The sequence below is a fragment of the Roseomonas sp. CAU 1739 genome, from assembly GCF_039839775.1.
Taxonomy (GTDB): Bacteria; Pseudomonadota; Alphaproteobacteria; order Acetobacterales; family Acetobacteraceae; genus Neoroseomonas.
The window spans coordinates 114,944-134,094 of record NZ_JBDOQQ010000017.1 but is presented as its reverse complement, the minus strand read 5'-3'; the positions used below and the strand labels follow the sequence as shown (position 1 = coordinate 134,094).

Annotated in this window: 17 protein-coding genes and 1 tRNA gene; 4 read left to right on the top strand and 14 right to left on the bottom strand. The window is 66.7% G+C overall.

Annotated elements, in window-relative coordinates:
• Positions 1–94: 94 nt before the first annotated feature.
• Genes AAFN86_RS23510 through AAFN86_RS23500 form a run of 3 tightly spaced genes read right to left on the bottom strand, consistent with a single transcriptional unit; the run spans position 95 to position 3,014 of the window.
• The gene (locus tag AAFN86_RS23510; protein WP_347546001.1) at positions 95–784 is read right to left on the bottom strand and encodes an ABC transporter ATP-binding protein; all 690 of its coding nucleotides are present in this window, start codon (positions 782–784) and stop codon (positions 95–97) included.
• Complete coding sequence (locus tag AAFN86_RS23505) at positions 781–2,025, bottom strand: ABC transporter permease (protein WP_347546000.1); 1,245 nt, start codon at positions 2,023–2,025, stop codon at positions 781–783. Before AAFN86_RS23505 ends, AAFN86_RS23510 begins: the two co-directional genes overlap by 4 nt.
• Positions 2,022–3,014 (bottom strand): efflux RND transporter periplasmic adaptor subunit, encoded by a 993-nt coding sequence (locus AAFN86_RS23500; protein WP_347545999.1) that lies wholly within the window; start codon positions 3,012–3,014, stop codon positions 2,022–2,024. Before AAFN86_RS23500 ends, AAFN86_RS23505 begins: the two co-directional genes overlap by 4 nt.
• 125 nt (positions 3,015–3,139) lie before the next feature.
• Between AAFN86_RS23500 and AAFN86_RS23495 the strand changes: the two genes are divergently transcribed.
• Both AAFN86_RS23495 and AAFN86_RS23490 read left to right on the top strand, forming a co-directional pair.
• Positions 3,140–3,214 (top strand) — tRNA-Thr (locus tag AAFN86_RS23495).
• Positions 3,215–3,372: 158 nt separating this feature from the next.
• Complete coding sequence (locus AAFN86_RS23490) at positions 3,373–3,618, top strand: hypothetical protein (protein ID WP_347545998.1); 246 nt, start codon at positions 3,373–3,375, stop codon at positions 3,616–3,618.
• A 38-nt stretch (positions 3,619–3,656) separates the two neighbouring features.
• On the opposite strand, the gene AAFN86_RS23485 is transcribed toward AAFN86_RS23490, so the two are convergent.
• The 11 genes from AAFN86_RS23485 to AAFN86_RS23435 form a co-directional block, all read right to left on the bottom strand.
• Positions 3,657–4,301: a hypothetical protein gene (locus AAFN86_RS23485; protein ID WP_347545997.1), complete on the bottom strand. Its 645-nt coding sequence runs from the start codon at positions 4,299–4,301 to the stop codon at positions 3,657–3,659.
• Between the two features lie 40 nt (positions 4,302–4,341).
• Positions 4,342–4,722, bottom strand: a complete 381-nt coding sequence (locus tag AAFN86_RS23480) for a hypothetical protein (protein ID WP_347545996.1) — start codon at positions 4,720–4,722, stop codon at positions 4,342–4,344.
• Positions 4,719–5,252, bottom strand: coding sequence for a hypothetical protein (locus AAFN86_RS23475; protein ID WP_347545995.1), 534 nt, complete (start codon positions 5,250–5,252; stop codon positions 4,719–4,721). Before AAFN86_RS23475 ends, AAFN86_RS23480 begins: the two co-directional genes overlap by 4 nt.
• Positions 5,249–6,733 carry a YfjI family protein gene (locus AAFN86_RS23470; protein WP_347545994.1) on the bottom strand — a complete coding sequence of 495 codons (1,485 nt, stop codon included), beginning with the start codon at positions 6,731–6,733 and terminating at the stop codon, positions 5,249–5,251. The genes AAFN86_RS23475 and AAFN86_RS23470 overlap by 4 nt, the downstream gene beginning before the upstream one ends.
• Entirely contained in the window at positions 6,726–7,373 is a 648-nt protein-coding gene (locus AAFN86_RS23465; RefSeq protein WP_347545993.1) for a toprim domain-containing protein, read from the bottom strand. Before AAFN86_RS23465 ends, AAFN86_RS23470 begins: the two co-directional genes overlap by 8 nt.
• Before the next feature lie 218 nt (positions 7,374–7,591).
• Complete coding sequence (locus AAFN86_RS23460) at positions 7,592–7,726, bottom strand: hypothetical protein (protein WP_347545992.1); 135 nt, start codon at positions 7,724–7,726, stop codon at positions 7,592–7,594.
• A 400-nt stretch (positions 7,727–8,126) separates the two neighbouring features.
• Positions 8,127–8,366: a helix-turn-helix domain-containing protein gene (locus AAFN86_RS23455; protein WP_347545991.1), complete on the bottom strand. Its 240-nt coding sequence runs from the start codon at positions 8,364–8,366 to the stop codon at positions 8,127–8,129.
• A 77-nt stretch (positions 8,367–8,443) separates the two neighbouring features.
• The gene (locus tag AAFN86_RS23450) at positions 8,444–9,325 is read right to left on the bottom strand and encodes a hypothetical protein (protein WP_347545990.1); all 882 of its coding nucleotides are present in this window, start codon (positions 9,323–9,325) and stop codon (positions 8,444–8,446) included.
• 204 nt (positions 9,326–9,529) lie between these two features.
• Positions 9,530–9,973 (bottom strand): hypothetical protein, encoded by a 444-nt coding sequence (locus AAFN86_RS23445; protein WP_347545989.1) that lies wholly within the window; start codon positions 9,971–9,973, stop codon positions 9,530–9,532.
• A gap of 130 nt (positions 9,974–10,103) precedes the next feature.
• A complete protein-coding gene (locus tag AAFN86_RS23440; RefSeq protein ID WP_347545987.1) occupies positions 10,104–11,360 on the bottom strand; it encodes an integrase arm-type DNA-binding domain-containing protein in 1,257 nt (418 codons plus the stop codon).
• A 409-nt stretch (positions 11,361–11,769) separates the two neighbouring features.
• Positions 11,770–12,525, bottom strand: a complete 756-nt coding sequence (locus tag AAFN86_RS23435; protein WP_347545986.1) for a cyclic nucleotide-binding domain-containing protein — start codon at positions 12,523–12,525, stop codon at positions 11,770–11,772.
• Between the two features lie 136 nt (positions 12,526–12,661).
• On the opposite strand from AAFN86_RS23435, the gene AAFN86_RS23430 reads away from it, so the two are divergent.
• Both AAFN86_RS23430 and AAFN86_RS23425 read left to right on the top strand, forming a co-directional pair.
• On the top strand, positions 12,662–15,397 hold the full coding sequence (locus AAFN86_RS23430) for an MFS transporter (RefSeq protein ID WP_347545984.1): 2,736 nt from the start codon (positions 12,662–12,664) through the stop codon (positions 15,395–15,397).
• 19 nt (positions 15,398–15,416) lie between these two features.
• Positions 15,417–19,151 carry a nitrate reductase subunit alpha gene (locus AAFN86_RS23425; protein WP_347545983.1) on the top strand — a complete coding sequence of 1,245 codons (3,735 nt, stop codon included), beginning with the start codon at positions 15,417–15,419 and terminating at the stop codon, positions 19,149–19,151.

Sequence of the window (19,151 nt, the reverse complement as noted above, 5' to 3'; positions counted from 1 at the left end):
CGTAGCGCCAAGCACCAGGTTGAGGTTTCCAAAGGCCTCAAGCCTTTGGTGGGGAGAGGTCCGGAGAGGGGCAAAGCCCTTCTCCGGCTGCCACCTACCCCTTCTCGTCGCTGACGATCCGCCCATCCACCAGATGCACACGCCGCGTCGTGCGTCGCGCCAGTTCGGCATCGTGCGTCACCACCAGCACGGCACGGCCTTCGTCGCGCGCCAGCCGGGCGAAAATGTCGAAGACGGCGGCGGCGTTCTTCGTGTCGAGGTTGCCGGTCGGCTCGTCGGCCAGCAGCAGCACCGGATCGTTGGCCAGGGCGCGCGCGATCGCGACGCGCTGGCGCATGCCGCCCGAGAGTTGTTCCGGCAGCTTGTCGGCCGCCGCAGCCAGGCCGAGCGCGTCGAGCAGCATGCGCGCGCGGGCTTCGGCCGCCGGGCGGTTGAGTGCGCCGCGCCGGCGTATCGGGATCAGCACGTTGTCGAGCGCGGTGAATTCCGGCAGCAGGAAATGGAACTGGAACACGAAGCCGAGCCGCGCCAGGCGTAGCGCCGCGAGGTCGGAGGGCGGCAGCGACGCGGTGTCGTGGCCTTCGAGCAGGACCCGCCCCGCGCTGGGCCGGTCGAGCAGACCGAGCAGGTAGAGGAGCGAGGATTTGCCGGACCCCGAAGGGCCCGTGATGGCGACGAATTCGCCGCGTTCGACCGTCAGATCGATCTCGCTGACCAGCGTGACGCCCTCGGGCAGCGTTCGGGTGACGCCTTCCGCGACCAGCAACGGCGCGGTCGTGCTCACGCCGCGCCGCGCACGATCTGCACCGGATCCAGCCGAGCCGCGCGGCGCGCCGGGATCACCGCGGCGAGGGCGGCCGAGAGCAGCGCGAAGCCGGAGGCGATGGCGTAGATCCGCCAGTCGCGCGCCAGCAGGAAGCGGTCGTTGCCGGCCGGCGTCTCGCTGGTGAAGCGCACCTGGGCGAGGCCTTCGATCATTAGCTGGCCGATCAGGCAGCCCAGCACGGCCCCGAGGAAGCCGGCGATCAGTCCCTGGAGCAGGAACAGCAGCTGCACGTCGCCTTCGGTGAAGCCCAGCGATTTCAGGATGGCGATGTCGCGCGTCTTCTCGAACACCACGGTCGAGATGATGTTGTAGATGCCGAAGGCGGCGACCAGGAGGATCGCGCCGGTCACGCTGTACATGATGGCGTTCTGGATGATGAAGACGGTGAGGATGTTGCGGTTCTGCTCCTCCCAGCTTTCGGTGCGTTCGCCAAAGCGGGCCTCGATCTCGCGCGCCAGGGGCTCGGCCTGGGTGACGTCGGCCAGGCGCAGCAGGATCTGGTTGACCACGTTGGGCCGGTCCTGCAGCACCTGGTTGACCTTCAGCAGCACGTAGCCGGCCGACTGGTCCATGGTGGCGAGCCCGGTATGGAACAGCCCGACGATCTTCATCTGCAGCGAGACGCCGCGCGGGGAAATGGCGACCACCGTATCGCCCAGCTGCACGCCCAGGCGCAGGGCCAGCGTGTCGCCGATGATCAGGCCGTTGGCGGTCGAGCGCAGATCCTCGAGCCGGCCGGCGAGCATGTCCTTCTCGATGTTCGAGACGCGGGCGTAGCGCGTGGGATCGATACCGGTGACGGTGATCGATACATCGCGCGACCCATAGCGCAGCAGCGCTGCGCCGGTCAGGATGGGTGATGCGGCGGCGCCGGGCATCGCTTCGAGGACCGCGAGCTTTTCCCCGGGTGCGCGGATGCCGCGCACGCGGTCCACCGGCTTCACGCCGTTGATGGCGACGGCGCCGTCCGGTGCGGCCATCTGCGCCGCCTGCGGCGCCGGGTGGCGCGTTTCGTCCTTGATGACGATGTGCGGCTGCACATCGATCACCTGCTGGATGAAATAGGTCTGGAAGCCCCGCATGATCGAGGTGATGGCGATGAAGAAGGCGACGCCCAATGCGACGCCGAGCACGCTGACCAGGGTCTGCCGCCGCCGCCGCGACAACATGCCGCGGGCGAGGTCGAGGATCAGCCTCATGGCCGCAGCCGCACGGTCTGCCCATCCAGCAGCGTGGCCGGCGGATTGAGCACGACGGCTTCGCCGCGGGCCAGGCCGCGCAGGATCTCGACCGCGCGCGGACCCTGTACGCCGACTTCGACCGGGCGGCGTTCGACGGTCTCCCGCCGCACGACGAAGACGCTGCCGTCGCGCACCGCCGCGGGCGGCACCAGCACGGCGTCATCGGTCCGGCGCAGCACGATGTTCGCCTCCACCGTCATGCCGATCATCAGGGGCGTGTCCTGGGGCAGGACGAGGCGCACACGATAGGCCTTGCGGGTGGCGTCGCCCTTGGGGGTGATCTGGCCGACAGTCGCGTTCAGGACGCGGTTGGGGAAGGCATCGGCGCGCAGCAGGACGGCCTGGCCGTCATGGACCTGGGCGATATCCTCCTCATCGACCTCGGCGGTGATGCGCAGCGGGCGAGGCTCACCGATCCAGAACAGGGAGGCCGGGGTGTCGACCACCTCGCCGGGTTCGACATCGCGGCGCAGCACCACGCCGGCGGCCGGCGCGCGGACGATGTAGTCGTCGAGCCGGCGGCGGGCGGCATCGGCGGCGGCCCGCACGGCGCGGGCTTCGGCCTCGGCCCGGTCGAGGGCCGAGCGGGAGGCAATGTCGCGGGTGACCAGGGTGCGGGTGCGGGCGAGTTCGTCATCGGCGAAGCGGGCGCGGGCGTCGGTTTCCTCGACCCGGTGCAGGGCTTCGCGGTCGTCGAGTCGGGCGAGGGGCTGGCCTTCGGTGACGCGCTGGCCTTCCTCGACCATCACCTCGGTGACGCGGGCGCGCACGGCCGGGCCGACGCGCGCCCAGTGGACCGGTTCGACGCTGCCGGTGGCGTAGACGGCGCGCAGGGCCGGGCCGGTGGTGGCGACGGCGATGGCGACGGCCGGGGGCATGGTCCACCAGAACCAGCCGCCGGCGGTGGCGAGGGCGAGGGCGACCAGGACAATGATGCGACGGCGCATGGCCTGGCATGGGTAGCACGGGATGCAGGCCGGCGCTGCGGGGCGAAACACACGGTTGCGCGGCAGGCGTCCGGGCGGTAGAGAGCGCCGCCCGAGGCTGCGTGGGAACACGCGGCGAGGCAGGGGCCGGCATAGCTCAGTGGTAGAGCAACTGATTCGTAATCAGTAGGTCCGCGGTTCAAATCCGCGTGCCGGCACCAGCACTTACGAGACTTATCCACAGCCTGAAAATGCAGCGCGGACCCCATGCGGACCCGCTAGGCCCAATTTCGCGCGCGCCGAAGGGCGATTGCCAAGGTCTTGCGGCCCACGAAGTCGTCGCCCTAGCGTCGCGCCCTCAGGCGTGAGGAACCGTGCGATGCCCGAATGGAGCGACCTGCCTTCTTGGTTGAGAATGGCAATCGTCATCGGCGGGATATTCGCCTTTGTCGTATGGCACCATCACGGCCTCGACCAAGATGAGCGTCAAAGTAATCGGCACCCCGCCCCAACAGCCCATCAGATGCGTCACCACATCCGGCACGCGCGGCAGGACATCGCCCTCATCGCATATCTCTTGGTGGCGATCCTTCTGGCCCTGATCTGGATCGGCAATAAGCTCTAGCCGCCGAGAACGGTTGGGATCTTGGCCACAAAACCGGCTCAAGGCCCGCTCCCGCGCAGATCGAGCCGGCCAAGCTGGTTCACCAAGCGGATCAGATCGGCGTCTATCGCTTCCTCGGCCGCCTCTCGCCGGTCGCAAAGCCGGTTGAACGTCGGCCAGCGCATCCATTTTGGCTTAGGTATCCAGTCGCCCTCGATCCCATCAGGGCAGCCCAGCCGCGCATCTACTTTGCGCAATGCGCGCCACGCTCGCCCGGCAGGCGCCTCCCTCTGCGACTGATAGGCCAGCCCATAACCTGCCCGGCTCAGGAACAGCCGGCCACCATTCGGCAGGTAGAGTTTCAGGACGCGCCGGCCCGTCACCGGGCACACCCACCACCACCGCCCCCCGCCTAACCGGCAGGGAGTCGAGACAAGCCGCACCACGCAATGCTGCGGCCCGGTGGGTGCGGTAGCGTGCCGCAAGTCGTATCGCAGCGTAGCGGCGCCCGATCCCACCGCGTAGTCGATGTCAAGCCACAGCAAGATGCGTTGGGCCTCCCTGTTGACGTTTGCGGTTAGCCGCAGCACCGAAGCGGATCGCCCCCGTGCCGCGCGGATTATGTCGCCGATAGTCAGGACGATGGACGCGCAGCCTTCCACAGTCGCCCGGCCGCTGCGTCGCCCGCTATTCATACCGCCCATGATGAAGCCTCCATCATCGGGATTATCCGAAATCGTTTGGCTAACCTGCCCCATTCGCCTGTCGCCACAGCCCATCCAGCCAGGCGACTTCCTGTGCGCTCAGGTCGAGGTCGCGGGCGCCAAGAAGCCTTTCGCGGAACCATTCCAACCTCGCCCTGTCCGCCACGCTGGCGATGGGCTGGCGGGCCAGGTGCGCCATCATCTTCCGGGCGGCACGGGCACCCATCCCGGCGAAGGTGAAGGCAGGTCGGGCGCGCCGTTCAAGCTCGGCCGTCACCAGCGCCGCCAGCGCGTGGTGGTCAATTCCGGCACCATCCAACAGCCGCCCCAAAGCACGGGCAGCAGCCAGCGCCTCGCCGTCCTCCAGACTGCCGAGCAGAGCCAGCGTCTTGCCGATGCGGCGCGCAGCAACCGCGCTCACGTCACTACCACCCGCACCGCATCGTCCGCCAAATGGTCAGGTGGATGACAGGTGACACAGGCCCATCCGTCAGGCGTCGGCGCGCTGGTCCACCATCGTCCGCCACGTCGTTCAAACCTGCCGCAGCAGGAACACCACGCGCCCGGCGGCGGGATCAGGTCCGGGTCCGACCATGCCGGGGGACGTTGCAGCGCGCCCAAGAGCAGCCCATCCCGTAGCGGGTCTGGATCGCTCGGCAGATAAGGGCGTGCCGCGCCCTCAGCCGCGTAATGGCCTGACATCGCGTCGCGCTCGGCCTCGTCATGGTCGAGAGCGTCGGCGGCGATGGCGCCCGGTCCGTTATCGTCCGCGCCATGCAGCGGGACGGCGGCGATACGCGGAAACTCGCGCTCGCAGACGCGCCCCTGCGAAACCTGCGAAAGTTGCGAAAGTTCGGCGGCGTCGCGCTCTACTTTCGCAGGTTCCGCAACTTTCGCAGGGGCGGCGGGCAAAACTGAAAATCGGGTCGCGAACCGAGCGAACGCGGTCATGACCTCACCACCCGCCAAACTTCGCGGCGACGGTCGCCCCGGATTTCTGCACCGCCGGGAACCTTAATCAGCCACCGTGCTTCCTCCAGTGTGGAGACGGCAGACTTCGCAACGTCGCGGCTGCGGATAGCGTTCGGTCCCAGCCGCGTAATGTCCGGCAGGGAAACCAGGCTATCGCCCCAACCCGTCCACAGCCATTCCAATAAGCGCAACGCTATCCGTTGCTTCTCGGGAACCCGCCCCGCCATATCGAGGCGCAGGGCCTCGGCGATGTGGTGCTGCACCAGTTCGATACCGGCCTCAATGTGCTCGGCGCTAATTTCGGCGGCGCTCAAGTTCTGGATCAGCGTCAACACACCCGCGATGCGCGCGGCATGTTCCGGCGCCTTATTCGCTAGCGGGCGGATGGTGGCCAGTGGCCCAGCATCGCCAAGTTGACGCTCAATATGATCGGCAAATGCAATCCAGACAGTGCGCGCTCTGGCCGACAGAGGCAGGCGACGCGGCGCGAGTTCGTTCCGCTTCCCCTCGGCCATCGTCGCGGGCGCCTCCAAGACGGTCAGCAGCCGGGCGCCATAGCGGCGAATGTTAGCCTCCGCACTGGCGGGCGGGTCCCGCCACAGCCGCGTGCCGCTGGCGGCATCCGGCGCAGTCGGCAGGATGCGACCAAGTAGCCCCTGGTCCTTCAGCACCGGATCGTGGAACAGCACGCCAGCCGCTTCCGGCTGGGCCATCAGATGCAGCGATACGCGCCGGCCCGGCAGAATCACGGCGCCGTCGCCCGCCCGCACCCGGCGCAACGGTGAGCCGTCCCACAACCCGGACAACCCCGCCGCAGAACGCAACCGGGCATCGTCCTTCATGGCATGCCCATTGATGAAGGCCCCGCCCTCGGCACTGAAAATGCCAAGGCTCGGGATGCTGCCGGGCATCAGTTTGGCCATGCCTTCAACGGTCGGCTCGTCCATGGTGATGATCGGCATGAGAGGCATTTGCGGGCGCGGGCCGAGCGCATCCAACGCGTGCTTCATTGCATCGCGTTCGATCTTCTTCTCCTTCGTGATTTTCTCCCGCGCCGTCTCCCAGGCGGTGACCGCGTTCATGGCGCTGTCCAACTCGAAACCATAGGCGGCGAGCAAGGTCGCTTCCCGCTTTCGAATGGGCCACAAGGCTTCTTCGTCGGCCCCGGATTTCCTGCCGCCGCTTTCGAGGATCGACAGCAGGAACAGGCTTGTGGGCCGCGCGTGGCCAGTGGGCAGAACCACGTCCGCGTGCGCCTGGCAGGCGAGCGCGGCGCCCCCTAGAACGCTGGTCCCACAAACCGCCAAGGGGGCCTGCACCTTGTCGTGAATGCCGATGGCAGCCGCCTCCAGCACAGCCCCCAACGCAGCGGCCGGATAGGGCGTCGCGGGGGGCATCTCGCGCGTCAGCGGCGCAGGCGCTTCGCTGATCGCGTCCTTAGTTGTGAAGCCGTCAGCCACGAGTCGCCTCCCGTGCCATGCGGGCGCGCCACAGGTCGTTAAAGTCCTGTCCGGTCGTGTTCGGCGTGGCGACGCGCACATGCCTTCCCATGTCGCCCCAGCGGGCCGCAGCGGCCCATGCTTCGCGCTGTCCGACCTCATCGGGATCAGCAGCGAGGATGATCTCGCTTGGCGCGGATGGTGGGATGATCGCCTGCATGTTGCCAGCGGCGATGGCGGCCCAGGCCGGCGCGCCCATAATGCTGCTCGCCGACAGGCTGCTTTCGATTCCTTCACCGATAACCAGGGGTTCGCCGGGCACAGGCGCGTGCAGCATGATCGCGCCGCCCCGGATCGGCCCCTTGCTGGCCTTTGCCGGTTCAATGTCGGCTTTGCCCCTGCCATCGCGGCGCAGATAAGTCCGATGGATCGCCACCGGCTCGCCGGTTTCGGTCGAGAAGACCAGCGCGACCATGACAGGGAAGGTGCCGGGGGCATTGGTGTGCCGCATGGCCGGATGGAAGCGCAGGGCGGCGGATGCTTCGCCCGGCAATCCGCGCGCCGCCAGATAGACAGCGGCCAGCGTGCCGTTAATCGGCATGGACTCATCCCACAGCGCGAGTGCGGCGCGGGTGCGGGTTGCCGGGTCCACCGCCGGCACCCTGATAGTCGGGCCAGGCGCGGTCCAATCGCCCGCCGCGATGCTGCGGACAGCAACGGTCAGCGCCTCGCGGTCCTGACACGACGCGCAATTCCAGAGCGTGCGGCCGTCCTTCTCAGTGACGGAGAAGGTGTCGGCATAGCCGCAGGCGGGGCAGTCGCCCCGCCACTCACGGCCGCGTCGCGTGAGGCTGAGCCTCCCGGCCAGATTTTCTGCGCTCATACCCAACCCTCCGCGCGCCGCTGCGCGTCGAGTGCTGCGGTCATGGATTGGAACACCATCGGGACGCGACTGCCGGGCAGGATCAGGCCCGGCATCGGCTCACCCTCGGCGTCGCGGTAATTGTGCAGCATGACCAGCCGCGCCTTTGCTCTGGGCGCCCCCGACCGCCGCGTTGCCCACATGAACAGCGGCATCGGTGCTGGTGGCGCTGCGGATCGGCTGCGACGGAACCGCCGGCCACAGCCCGGGCAGGGTGATACGGGCGCACAAGCGATGCTGTGCGTTGATGAAGCGGATATGCACATGGTTCGCGTCCATTGATCGGGCGCGGCGTGCTGGAAACGGTGGCCGGATGCGGCTATCTTCGCGTTGCTCAGACGCTTGTATATCCGCTTCGCAACCCTCGCCCGGCAGCGCCGTGCGGGGGTTGTTGTCATTGGGCCAGCCCCGTCGCCAGCAGCGTCAGGACTGCCAGCGCGGGGAGGACCAGGATTTCGGCATTCGCGGCGAGGGCTTGAAGCAGCGCGCGCATCACGCGGCAGCCTTGCCGGCGAGTTCCGCCGCACGGTGCGGGTAAGTCCGCGCCTCAGCCCAGGCGAGCACGGCGGCACGTGGATAAGCCACTCGGCGCAGTCCGAGGCGCACCCAGGGCGGCCCGTCGCCAGTAGTGCGCCAGCGTTCGGCGGTGCGGCGGCCGATCCGCAGCAGTTCCGCCACTTCGGCTTCGGTCAGGAAATCAGCGCCGCGCGGCGCCTCGGGAGTGTCCGGCATCTAGGTGGCCTCCATCGGCCCCCACGGGCCGCTGGATGCCCAACGTAAACACGCCAAAGACCGGGTCTAAATGTCTGTCATTCTGGAAAGTCGGCGTTGTCGGCGACCAGTTCCTCGGCGGCTCGGGAGAGTTCCTGTTTCCCCCACTTGATCCAGTTCTTCACCGCATCGGGGGTGGGACGCTTTCCTTCAAGCAGCTGGAAAAGTTCTGAAAACCAATCAATCGCCGGGCCGGTTGGAAAAGTCTCGCGCTCAGGATGCGCTCCAAGCCTATCGGAATGCGTCGGGAGATAGCCGAAAAGGTCACGGTAGACGCTGCAAACATGCATCATCAGGTTGCGTCGCAGATCATCCATGGCGCTCCCGCCGGGTGTGCCTACATCACGGCACCATTCCGCCTCGGCCTGCTGCGATAGAATCAGAAGGGCTTTGGCAAAGTCGAGGAAGCGCGGCGTGCCGAGGTAGAGCAATTCCTTGGGATCGGGAAAGTCGCCATTGACCTGATGCTCCCGCCACTCCGGGCCAAATCCGCGCATCAACAGCAGGCGAAGGTCACGGTAAGCGGACTGGGTATCACCGCCATCGGTGGGAAAGCCCCTCTCAAGGTGGCGCTGGAGCCTGTGCCGATAGCCGCTTTCCCCATCGGCGAAAGCCTTCAACAGATGCTCGCAAGCAGCCGCAACGCCAGCCGACCAATCGGCTCGGACGCTCGGTGCCCCGTCCGCGCGTTCGGCTGCGCTCATCCTCGCGTAGTGCTCATATGCTTGATTGATGAAGTGCGCGCGGATCGGCAGGTCGGATTCACTCAGCACGATCGTTAAGCCGGCACTCGCGGCTATCGCTGTAAGATCGGCAACGGAAATCCGGCGGAATCGCACCGCCACCCGCTCCGGGCCAGGCGGCGCCTTGCCGATCTTAGGCCTCCCGCGTTTCCCGCCTCGCTGCTGCTTGGCTGTCATTCGCGTCCCCGCGCGGTCCGCGTGAAAGGTTGGCGGGGCAGCCCGGCGCGGAGGGTCCGGGCGTTCGGGGGCCAGCCTAGCCCCGCCGAGGAAAAGCCTGACCACCGCTGCCCGCGCCATGGGGCTTTGTGTTGCCTGTGAATCGCTCGGCGCAAGGCGTGTAGGCGGACGCTTGGTGCAGGTGGCGGGCAGGCCGCTCGTTCCCTAAGCACCGGTATTGAAGACCAGAGCGAAGAAGCCCAACGCCAGCAACGCGATCAGCGGCCACAAAAACGCTGCGATACCCGCGACGAAAATCGAAGGTAGCCAGCCCAGACCTACGCCTAGCAGGTAGCCGTAGGTGGCGATGCAGTAGATCCACGATCCAGCAAAGACAGCCAGTGCGGTCAGGCCGGCACCGCCAGCGTAGATGGTAACGACTGCCTCTGCGATCGCGCCGCCCGCTCCGCGCTTTGCTCGGTTGGCCTCGGCGGTTCGCCGCTCTGCATCCCATCTTTCGCGCCGCTCATCTTCGATCATGCTGGCAAGGATGATACGAGCGCGCTCCTCGGCATCCTCATTCTTCCCAATGGGCGCGCGCCGTTCGCCCCCAAAGGCTAGAGACACGACGAGTTCCCCGTTAGCCGCCGACCACCGCGCCTTGTGCATGGTCCCAAGTCCCTGGTGTTCGACGGTCCCGCTTGATCTGGTCTGCACGTCGGCCCCCGGTCTGCTTCACTATGGCATAGCCCGTGCCCGCTAGTTGCGCTCAGGCGACTCGCTCACTTCCAAGGAAATATCACGCGGCCTTATGCTTCACCCGATGGGCGGCGAGGTCCGCGACATTCTCTGCGCCGTCATCCTTGCCGGCAGCGCAGCGCGCAACATGCTCGGCCCAAGCCTTCAATGCGGCCTCGCGTTCGGCGGCGTAATCGTGCCTCTGATAGACGCGAGCCACCGTCGAAAGGCGGGTCGGCTGGTGGGCAAGCAGCATGTCCGCCACCACCGGGTTGAACCCCATGGCGGCAAGCGCGGAAACACCCGTGCGGCGTATGTCGTGCAGCCGCCAGTCCTTCGCCTTCGCGGCCTTGTCCAATGCCGCCTTGGCCTTGGTGAAGCCGCTCACGGGCGTCTTGCCGGTGGTGCTGAACACCAAATCCTGCCCCTTGATGCGCTTCACGATGGCGAGCGCGGCGCGGGCGGCTTCGGGCAACGCCACGACATGCGCTTGACCGCGTTTCATGCGCGCGCCGGGAATCGTCCATGTGGCGAGGTCGTCAGACAGTTCCGACCACCGCATGCCGGCGACTTCCTCACGCCGCGCTAAGGTCAGCAGCAGGACGCGAAACAGCGGTCCCCACGGCTCGCCCATACCGGCGGCGGCGTTCCAGATGCGGCCGGTTTCTTCGGCCGTCAGGGCGCGCTCACGGGCGACAATACCGGCGCCAATGGGGATACCCTCAAACGGATTGCCGGCCACCTTCCCGCGCTTCTCTGCCCAGGCGTAGCAGGCGCGCGCATAGGCCAGCGTGCGGCCCGCCATGGCGGCGCTACCGGCTTTTAGCAGGTCGTCCAGCACCGCCACCGCCTCGGCCTTAGACAGGCGCACGGCAGGGCGTTTCAGGTGCTTGGGGAAAGCGTGCTTGATCGCCCGCACCGCCTCGGCCGCGTAGCGGGGGCGCTTTTGCGACAGGTGCAGCTTCGCCCAATCGTCCACCAGCGTTTCCAGGGTTAGGGCGCGCTCGGCCTTGTCGCGTGCAGCGGCGTCGCGCTTTTCCAGCCGCACCGCGCGAGGGTCGATCCCCTTTGCCACATCGCCCAACCGGACGCGCACGGCCTCGCGCGCCTTCTCAATCGTGAGGTTGCCCCATGTGCCGAGAGATTCCCGGCGCTTCTGCCTGGTCGCCGGGTCCGTCCATTGAACGATGAAGGTCTTGGTCCCGGCGGCCGTGACGCGGACCCCAAGCCCCTTGCACTCTGTATCGAACACCAGCCGGTCCTTGCGGCCCGCCTCGGTTGCCAGATCTTTCAGGAAGCGGTCAGTCAGTTTCGGCACGGTCGCGGACCCCATTCTGCGGACCCCACGCGGACCCGGCGGGTAGGTCCGCAGTGGGTCCGCATGGCGGTTTCTGGCGACCATCTTATTTGCGGACCCTAGTAATTACAAGGGTTATGGCGAGTTTTGGCGGATCATGGCGGCGCTCTATCGCTTATTCGTAATCAGTAGGTCCGCGGTTCAAATCCGCGTGCCGGCACCAGCACTTACGGGACTTATCCACAGACCTCGACGCATCGGCAGCCGGCGCCCTATCGCCCCGGCCCGCGTTTGGCGCCCGAACAACACGGCGCGAGACCCTCCGCCTCGCGTCGAAAAGGCGACACCTTCGTCGAAGCGGTCCTGCCGTCGGCGTGCTGGACGCCCCGCGGCAGATCGCAATTGCCAGACGACGTGCGGCCCGGCTGCCTCAAAGGTCGACGAGGGCGCCCCGGTCCGACACGTTCGGCCCCTTCGCGCCACGGCGCAGTTTTCCCTTGTCCTCAAGACCGGCAATGGTGCGCGACAGCGTCTCGGGCGTCATGCCCAGACGCGCAGCGATCGCACTTCGCGGCTCCGGAAGGTAGGCGCATCCAGCCCCCGCTTCCTCCGATACGCGCCGCGCCAGGAACCGCGACACTCGTGTTTCGACGCTGTTCAGCTTCAGGTCCACCACCTGGTCGACCATCAGCCGCCAGTGCCGGCAGAGCAATTCGTTGGTGGCGCGGCTGAGGTCCAGCGAACACTGGCAGCATTCCCGAAAATGCTGCGCCGGAATCATCAGCACGCGGATCTCGGTCAACGCCACGGCAGAAGGCAGGTAGGGCAGTCGAAGCATGACCGCAGGCACGACGAACACCTCGCCGGCGCGAAAGATCTCGACGATCGTCGTGCCACCACGATCCCCCGCCATCTCGAGCCCGACACTGCCCTCCAGCAACAAGTGCAGGAAGTCCGGCTCCTCGCCTTGCCCGAACAGAACCGTCCGCTTGGGCAGGAGCTGGGTGAAGCTCGATTGCAGCAGGCCCCGCATGGCCGTCGCTCCAGCGGCCTGGAAGAACGGCGATCGCTCCACCATCGCATGCGTCGCTTCGCGATTTGCCATTCTCGAATCCCTCTCGGGGAAGGTCTGTACCGTTCGCGTGGCGGTCTTCTGTTGATCTAAATCAATCAACGTCTTGTCCATGGGCAACAAAGGCCTTGGCGCAGATCGCCCAACGCAAGAAAGATGTGGATCTTCGCCGCTTTTACTTGATCTGGCGCAATGTTTCGTGCCCTCGATGCCGCTTCCTTCACGGCCACCGCAGATGCCGGAGGAAGGCATGAGTGCCGCAACACGTTCTGTCGACACCGGGGCGTCGTCGCGCGCCCTCTGGTTATCGACCCTCGCATTTACGATCTGCTTTGCCGTCTGGACCATCTTCTCGATCCTCGGCGTCCAGATCAAAAAGGATCTTGGCCTCACCGAGTTCCAGTTCGGCCTGCTGGTCGGCACGCCGATCCTGACGGGCAGCCTCATCCGCCTCGTGCTCGGCGTCTGGGCGGACCAGTATGGCGGCCGCGTCGTCTACACCATCGTCATGGTCGCGGCATCGATCGCGACGGCACTGCTCGCGCTGGCCTACGACTACACGACCTTCCTGATCGCAGCGCTTGGCGTCGGCATCGCGGGCGGTTCCTTCGCCGTCGGCATCGCCTATGTCTCGAAATGGTTCCCCAAGGAGAAGCAGGGCACCGCGCTCGGCATCTTCGGCGCCGGCAATGTCGGTGCGGCGGTGACCAAGTTCCTCGCGCCCGCGATCATGGTCGCGATGGGGTGGCAGGCGGTGGCGCTGATCTGGGCCGCCGTGCTGATGGCGATGGCTGTGGTGTTCTTCCTGTTCACCAAGGACGACCCCGACCTCGCGGCACGCAGGGCTTCCGGCACCAAGCCGGAATCCTTCGCCACGATGATGGAGCCGCTGAAGAACGTCCAGGTCTGGCGGTTCAGCCTCTACTACTTCTTCGTCTTCGGCGCCTTCGTCGCCCTGGCTCTCTGGCTGCCGCGCTACATCATCGAGACCTACGGCTTTTCCATCACCACCGCGGGCATGATCGGCGCGGCGTATTCGGTGCCGGCGAGCCTGTTCCGCGCCTATGGCGGGCATCTGTCGGACCGTGTCGGCGCGCGGCGCGTGATGTACTGGACGCTCGGCGTGTCGGTGGTCGTCACCTTCATCCTGTCCTACCCGCCGACCGACTACGTCGTGCAGGGCATCGGCGGGCAGACGCGCTTCCACCTCGAAACCGGGGTCGGCGCCTTCATCGTGCTGGTCTTCGTGCTCGGCTTCTTCATGAGCCTGGGCAAGGCCGCGGTGTACAAGCACATCCCGGTCTACTATCCGAACCGTGTCGGCGCGGTGGGCGGCATCGTCGGGCTGATCGGCGGCCTTGGCGGCTTCGTGCTGCCGATGGCATTCGGCCTGCTCAACGACCTGACCGGCATCCGGCAATCCTGCTTCATGCTGCTGTTCGTGGTCAGCGCGGTCGCGCTGGTGTGGATGCACTTCGCCATCCTGGGGATGGAGCGCGAGGCGGCCGCGCCGTTGCTCGAGAAACTGCCCGCCCTGCCGGAAATGCAGCCCATCCACGGCGCGGCGCAGGAAGGCGCGCTGCGCGGCGGCGCCATCGCGGATTGGCGGCCGGAAGATACGGCCTTCTGGGACACCGAGGGCCGCGCGATCGCCAGGCGCAACCTCTGGGTCTCCATTCCCTGCCTGTTGCTGGCCTTCGCGGTGTGGATGGTCTGGTCGGTGGTGGTGGCGAAGCTGCCCGTCGTCGGCTTCCGCTTCACCACGGACGAGCTGTTCTGGCTGGCAGCCCTGCCGGGCCTTTCGGGTGCGACGCTGCGCATCTTCTACTCCTTCATGCCGCCGATCTTCGGCGGGCGGCTATGGACCACCCTGTCCACCTGGTCGCTGATGATCCCGGCCCTGGGCATCGGCTTCGCGGTGCAGAACCCTGCCACGCCATACTGGGTGTTCCTGCTGCTGGCGCTGCTGTGCGGCTTCGGCGGCGGCAACTTCGCATCCTCCATGGCCAACATCTCCTTCTTTTTCCCGAAGCGGGAGAAGGGGAATGCGCTCGCCCTGAATGCGGGCCTGGGCAACCTCGGCGTCAGCGTCGTGCAGTTCGTCGTGCCGATGGCGATCACCGCCGGCGTCTTCGGCTGGCTGGGTGGCGACCCTCAAGGCACGGCGACCGGCGGTTCGCTGTGGCTGCAGAATGCCGGCTTCGTCTGGGTGCCGTTCATCGCGGCCGCCGCCTTCGCGGCGTGGTTCCGCATGGACGACCTGGCCTCGATGAAGGCGTCCTTCGCCGACCAGGCGGTGATTTTCCAGCGCAAGCACAACTGGATCATGTGCTTCCTCTACACCGGAACCTTCGGGTCTTTCATCGGCTACTCGGCGGGGTTCCCGCTGCTCGCACGCACCCAGTTCCCCGAGGTGGACGCGCTGCAGTTCGCCTTCCTGGGGCCGCTGGTGGGCGCGCTGTCGCGTTCCATGACCGGCTGGGTGTCGGACAAGTGGGGCGGCGGTCGCGTCACCTTCTGGGTGTTCGCGCTGATGGCGATCGGCGTCTACGGCGTCATCCACTTCGTCGGCATCAAGGGCGAGCCAGGCGCCTTCTGGGGCTTCTTCGGCTGCTTCATGCTGCTGTTCTTCGCGAGCGGCGTGGGCAATGCCTCCACCTTCCAGATGATCCCCGCGATCATGGGCAAGGAGATCGGGCGGCTGATGCCTGACGCGGATAGCGTTGCGCGCCGCGCCCAGGCCGAGAAGGAGAGTGCGGCCATCATCGGCTTCACCTCCGCCATCGCGGCCTACGGCGCTTTCTTCATCCCCAAGAGCTACGGCACCTCCATCGCGATGACCGGCAGCCCGGTCGCCGCACTCTGGGCCTTCTTCCTGTTTTACCTGCTGTGCATCGCCGTGACCTGGGCGGTCTACACCCGCCGCGGTGGCCTGCTGCACGACATTGAACGCGGCCGGACTCCCGGCCCGGCCGTGAACGCCTGACTGTCAAGGAACCAGCAGAATGAGCCACTTCCTCGACCGCCTGACCTACTTCCGGAAATATGCGGGCACCTTCTCCAACGGCCATGGCGACGTGACCACCGAGAGCCGCGCCTGGGAGGACGCCTACCGGTCCCGCTGGGCGCACGACAAGATCGTGCGGTCCACCCACGGCGCGAACTGCACCGGGTCGTGTTCGTGGAAGATCTACGTCAAGGGCGGGATCGTCACCTGGGAGACGCAGCAGACCGATTACCCGCGCACGCGGCCCGGCCTGCCGAACCATGAACCGCGCGGCTGTTCGCGCGGCGCGTCCTACTCCTGGTATCTCTACAGCGCGAACCGCATCAAGTATCCGATGATGCGCAAGCGGCTGGTTGCACTGTGGCGCGCGGCGAAGGCGCAGTACGCGGATCCGGTCGTGGCGTGGAAATCGATCCAGGACGATCCCGCGAAGCGGCGCGAATACCAGTCCGTGCGCGGCCTGGGTGGCTTCGTACGCGTGACCTGGGATGAGGCGGAGGAACTCGTCGCCGCCGCCAACGTGCACACCGTGAAGCAGCATGGACCGGACCGCGTCATCGGCTTCTCGCCGATCCCGGCGATGTCGATGGTGTCGTACGCCGCGGGCAGCCGGTACCTGTCGCTGATCGGCGGCGTCTGCATGTCCTTCTACGACTGGTATTGCGACCTGCCGCCGGCCTCCCCGCAGACCTGGGGCGAGCAGACCGACGTTCCCGAATCCGCCGATTGGTACAATGCCGGCTTCATCATGATGTGGGGGTCCAACGTGCCGCAGACGCGCACGCCGGACGCGCATTTCATGGCCGAGGCGCGGTATCGTGGCACCAAGGTGGTGACGGTCACGCCGGATTATTCCGAGGCGTCGAAATTCGCCGATCTCTGGCTGCATCCGAAGCAAGGCACCGATGCCGCGCTTGCCCTGGCGATGGGCCATGTGATCCTGAGCGAGTGGCATGCGAAGGGGCGGGGCGACTACTTCCTCGACTACTGCCGCCGCTACTCCGACATGCCGATGCTGGTGATGCTGACGGAGAAGGATGGCCGCCTGGTGCCCGACCGGCAGCTGCGCGCATCGGATCTGGTCGGCAATGCGGGGGAGGGCAACAACCCGGATTGGAAGACCGTCGCGATCGACGACGCCACCGGCAATCCCTACATCCCGACCGGCTCCATCGGCTTCCGCTGGGGCGAGCAGGGCAAGTGGAACCTGGAGGGTCGCAACGCGAAGACACTGGAGGCGGTGACGCCGCGGCTGTCCTTGCAGGGTGCGCCGACCTCGCCCGTGACCTTCCCCTATTTCGGCGATGGCGCGACGGCCTTCTTTAACCCGACTCAACTCGGCGACACCGTCACGCATGACGTGCCGGTGGCGACCATGGCCCTGGCCGATGGCAGCACGGCGAAGGTCGCGACGGTGTACGACCTGTTCCTCGCCAACTACGGCGTGGCGCGCGATGGTTCCACCAACTATGACGCCATGGCGCCCTACACCCCCGCCTGGGCGGAGGCTGTCTGCGGCGTGCCGCGCCAGCAGATCGTCACGGTGGCGCGGGAATTCGCTGACAACGCCGAGAAGACCAAGGGCAAGTCCATGGTCATCCTCGGCGCGGCGCTGAACCATTGGTACCATTCGGACATGAACTACCGCGGCATCATCAACCTGCTGGTGATGTGCGGCTGCATCGGCCAGTCGGGCGGCGGCTGGGCGCACTATGTCGGGCAGGAGAAGCTGCGCCCGCAATCCGGCTGGATCCCGGTGGCCTTCGCGACCGATTGGGCACGGCCGCCACGGCAGCAGAACTCCACGTCCTTCTGGTACGCGCATACCGACCAGTGGCGCTACGAGACGGTGCAGGTGAAGGACATCCTATCGCCGACCGCGCCCAAGGCGATGACCGGCGCGCTGATCGACTTCAATATCCGCGCCGAACGCATGGGCTGGCTGCCCTCCGCGCCGCAGCTCACGCGCAATCCGCTGGACATTGCGGCCGAGGCGGAAGCAGCCGGCGTGCCCGTGCCGCAATACGTCGCGCAGTCGCTGAAATCCGGCACGCTGGAGATGTCCTGCGAGGACCCCGACCATCCCGCGAACTGGCCGCGCAACCTGTTCGTATGGCGGTCGAACCTGCTGGGCTCCTCGGGCAAGGGGCATGAGTATTTCCTCAAGCACCTGCTCGGCACGCAGCACGGTGTGCAGGGCAAGGACCTTGGCGAACAGGGTGCGGCGAAGCCGGAGGAGGCGGCGTGGCACGATGAGGCGCCGAAGGGAAAGCTCGACCTGCTGGTGACGCTCGACTTCCGCATGAGCACCACCTGCATGTATTCCGACATCGTGCTGCCGACGGCCACCTGGTACGAGAAGCACGATCTCAATACCTCGGACATGCATCCCTTCATCCATCCGCTGTCGGCCGCGGTGGACCCGGCCTGGGAGAGCAGGACCGACTGGGCGATCTTCCGCGGCATCGCCAAGCGGTTCTCGGCGCTGTGCAACGGGCATCTGGGACGGGAGAAGGACACCGTCCTGACCCCGCTGATGCATGACAGCCCGGCCGAACTCGGCCAGTCGCACGAGATCCGCGACTGGAAGAAGGGCGAGGTCGAGCCGATCCCCGGCAAGACCATGCCGGCGGTGACGGTGGTCGAGCGCGACTACCCGAACACCCATGCCCGTTTCACCGCGTTGGGTCCGCTGATGGACAGGCTCGGCAACAACGGCAAGGGCATGGCCTGGAAGACGGCGCACGAGGTGGAGTTCCTTCGCAACCTCAATGGCGAGGTCGAGGTTGCCGGTGTCGAGGGCAAGCTCGCGAAGATGGAATCGGACATCGACGCCTGCGAGACGCTGATGCATCTGGCGCCCGAGACCAACGGCCATGTCGCCGTGAAGGCCTGGGAATCGCTGGGCAAGTTCACCGGACGCGACCACACGCATCTGGCGCGTTCCAAGGAACACGAAGCGATCCGCTTCCGCGACGTGCAGGCGCAGCCGCGCAAGATCATCTCCTCGCCGATCTGGTCGGGGCTGGAGAGCGAGGAGGTCTGCTACAATGCCGGCTACACCAATGTGCATGAGCTGATCCCGTGGCGGACGCTCACGGGGCGACAGCAGCTCTACCAGGACCACCCGTGGATGCTGGCCTTCGGGGAGGCGCTGTGCCTGTACCGTCCGCCGGTCGACCTGCGCACTACGGGTCCGATGCATGGCGTGAAGCCGAACGGCAACAAGGAGCTCGCGCTCAACTTCATCACCCCGCACCAGAAATGGGGCATCCACAGCGTCTACACGGACAATCTGCTGATGCTGACGCTGTCGCGCGGCGGGCCGATCGTCTGGCTGTCCGAGGTGGACGCGGCCGAGGCCGGCATCGAGGACAATGACTGGATCGAGGCCTTCAACACCAACGGCGCGCTGTGTGCGCGCGCGGTCGTCTCCCAGCGCGTCCCGAAGGGGATGGTCATGATGTACCACGCGCAGGAGAAGATCGTGAACGTGCCGGGCAGCGAGATCACGCATGCCCGCGGCGGCATCCACAACTCCGTCACGCGGACGACGCTGAAGCCGACGCATATGATCGGCGGCTACGCGCAGCTCGCCTACGGCTTCAACTACTACGGCACGATCGGCACCAACCGCGACGAGTTCGTGCTCGTGCGGAAGATGGCCAATGTCGAGTGGCTGGATGGGCCGCGGGTGACACCCCAGGCGGCAGACCTCAAGGCGGCGGAGTAA

What these genes read in the sequence shown, in the direction of transcription:
- AAFN86_RS23490 (WP_347545998.1), top strand. Translation starts at nt 3,373, where the DNA reads ATGCCCGAATGGAGCGACCTGCCTTCTTGGTTGAGAATGGCAATCGTC.
- AAFN86_RS23460 (WP_347545992.1), bottom strand. Translation starts at nt 7,726, where the DNA reads ATGCTGCACAATTACCGCGACGCCGAGGGTGAGCCGATGCCGGGCCTG.
- AAFN86_RS23445 (WP_347545989.1), bottom strand. Translation starts at nt 9,973, where the DNA reads ATGCACAAGGCGCGGTGGTCGGCGGCTAACGGGGAACTCGTCGTGTCT.
- AAFN86_RS23475 (WP_347545995.1), bottom strand. Translation starts at nt 5,252, where the DNA reads ATGACCGCGTTCGCTCGGTTCGCGACCCGATTTTCAGTTTTGCCCGCC.
- AAFN86_RS23485 (WP_347545997.1), bottom strand. Translation starts at nt 4,301, where the DNA reads ATGGGCGGTATGAATAGCGGGCGACGCAGCGGCCGGGCGACTGTGGAA.
- AAFN86_RS23500 (WP_347545999.1), bottom strand. Translation starts at nt 3,014, where the DNA reads ATGCGCCGTCGCATCATTGTCCTGGTCGCCCTCGCCCTCGCCACCGCC.
- AAFN86_RS23430 (WP_347545984.1), top strand. Translation starts at nt 12,662, where the DNA reads ATGAGTGCCGCAACACGTTCTGTCGACACCGGGGCGTCGTCGCGCGCC.
- AAFN86_RS23435 (WP_347545986.1), bottom strand. Translation starts at nt 12,525, where the DNA reads ATGGACAAGACGTTGATTGATTTAGATCAACAGAAGACCGCCACGCGA.
- AAFN86_RS23455 (WP_347545991.1), bottom strand. Translation starts at nt 8,366, where the DNA reads ATGCCGGACACTCCCGAGGCGCCGCGCGGCGCTGATTTCCTGACCGAA.
- AAFN86_RS23505 (WP_347546000.1), bottom strand. Translation starts at nt 2,025, where the DNA reads ATGAGGCTGATCCTCGACCTCGCCCGCGGCATGTTGTCGCGGCGGCGG.
- AAFN86_RS23425 (WP_347545983.1), top strand. Translation starts at nt 15,417, where the DNA reads ATGAGCCACTTCCTCGACCGCCTGACCTACTTCCGGAAATATGCGGGC.
- AAFN86_RS23450 (WP_347545990.1), bottom strand. Translation starts at nt 9,325, where the DNA reads ATGACAGCCAAGCAGCAGCGAGGCGGGAAACGCGGGAGGCCTAAGATC.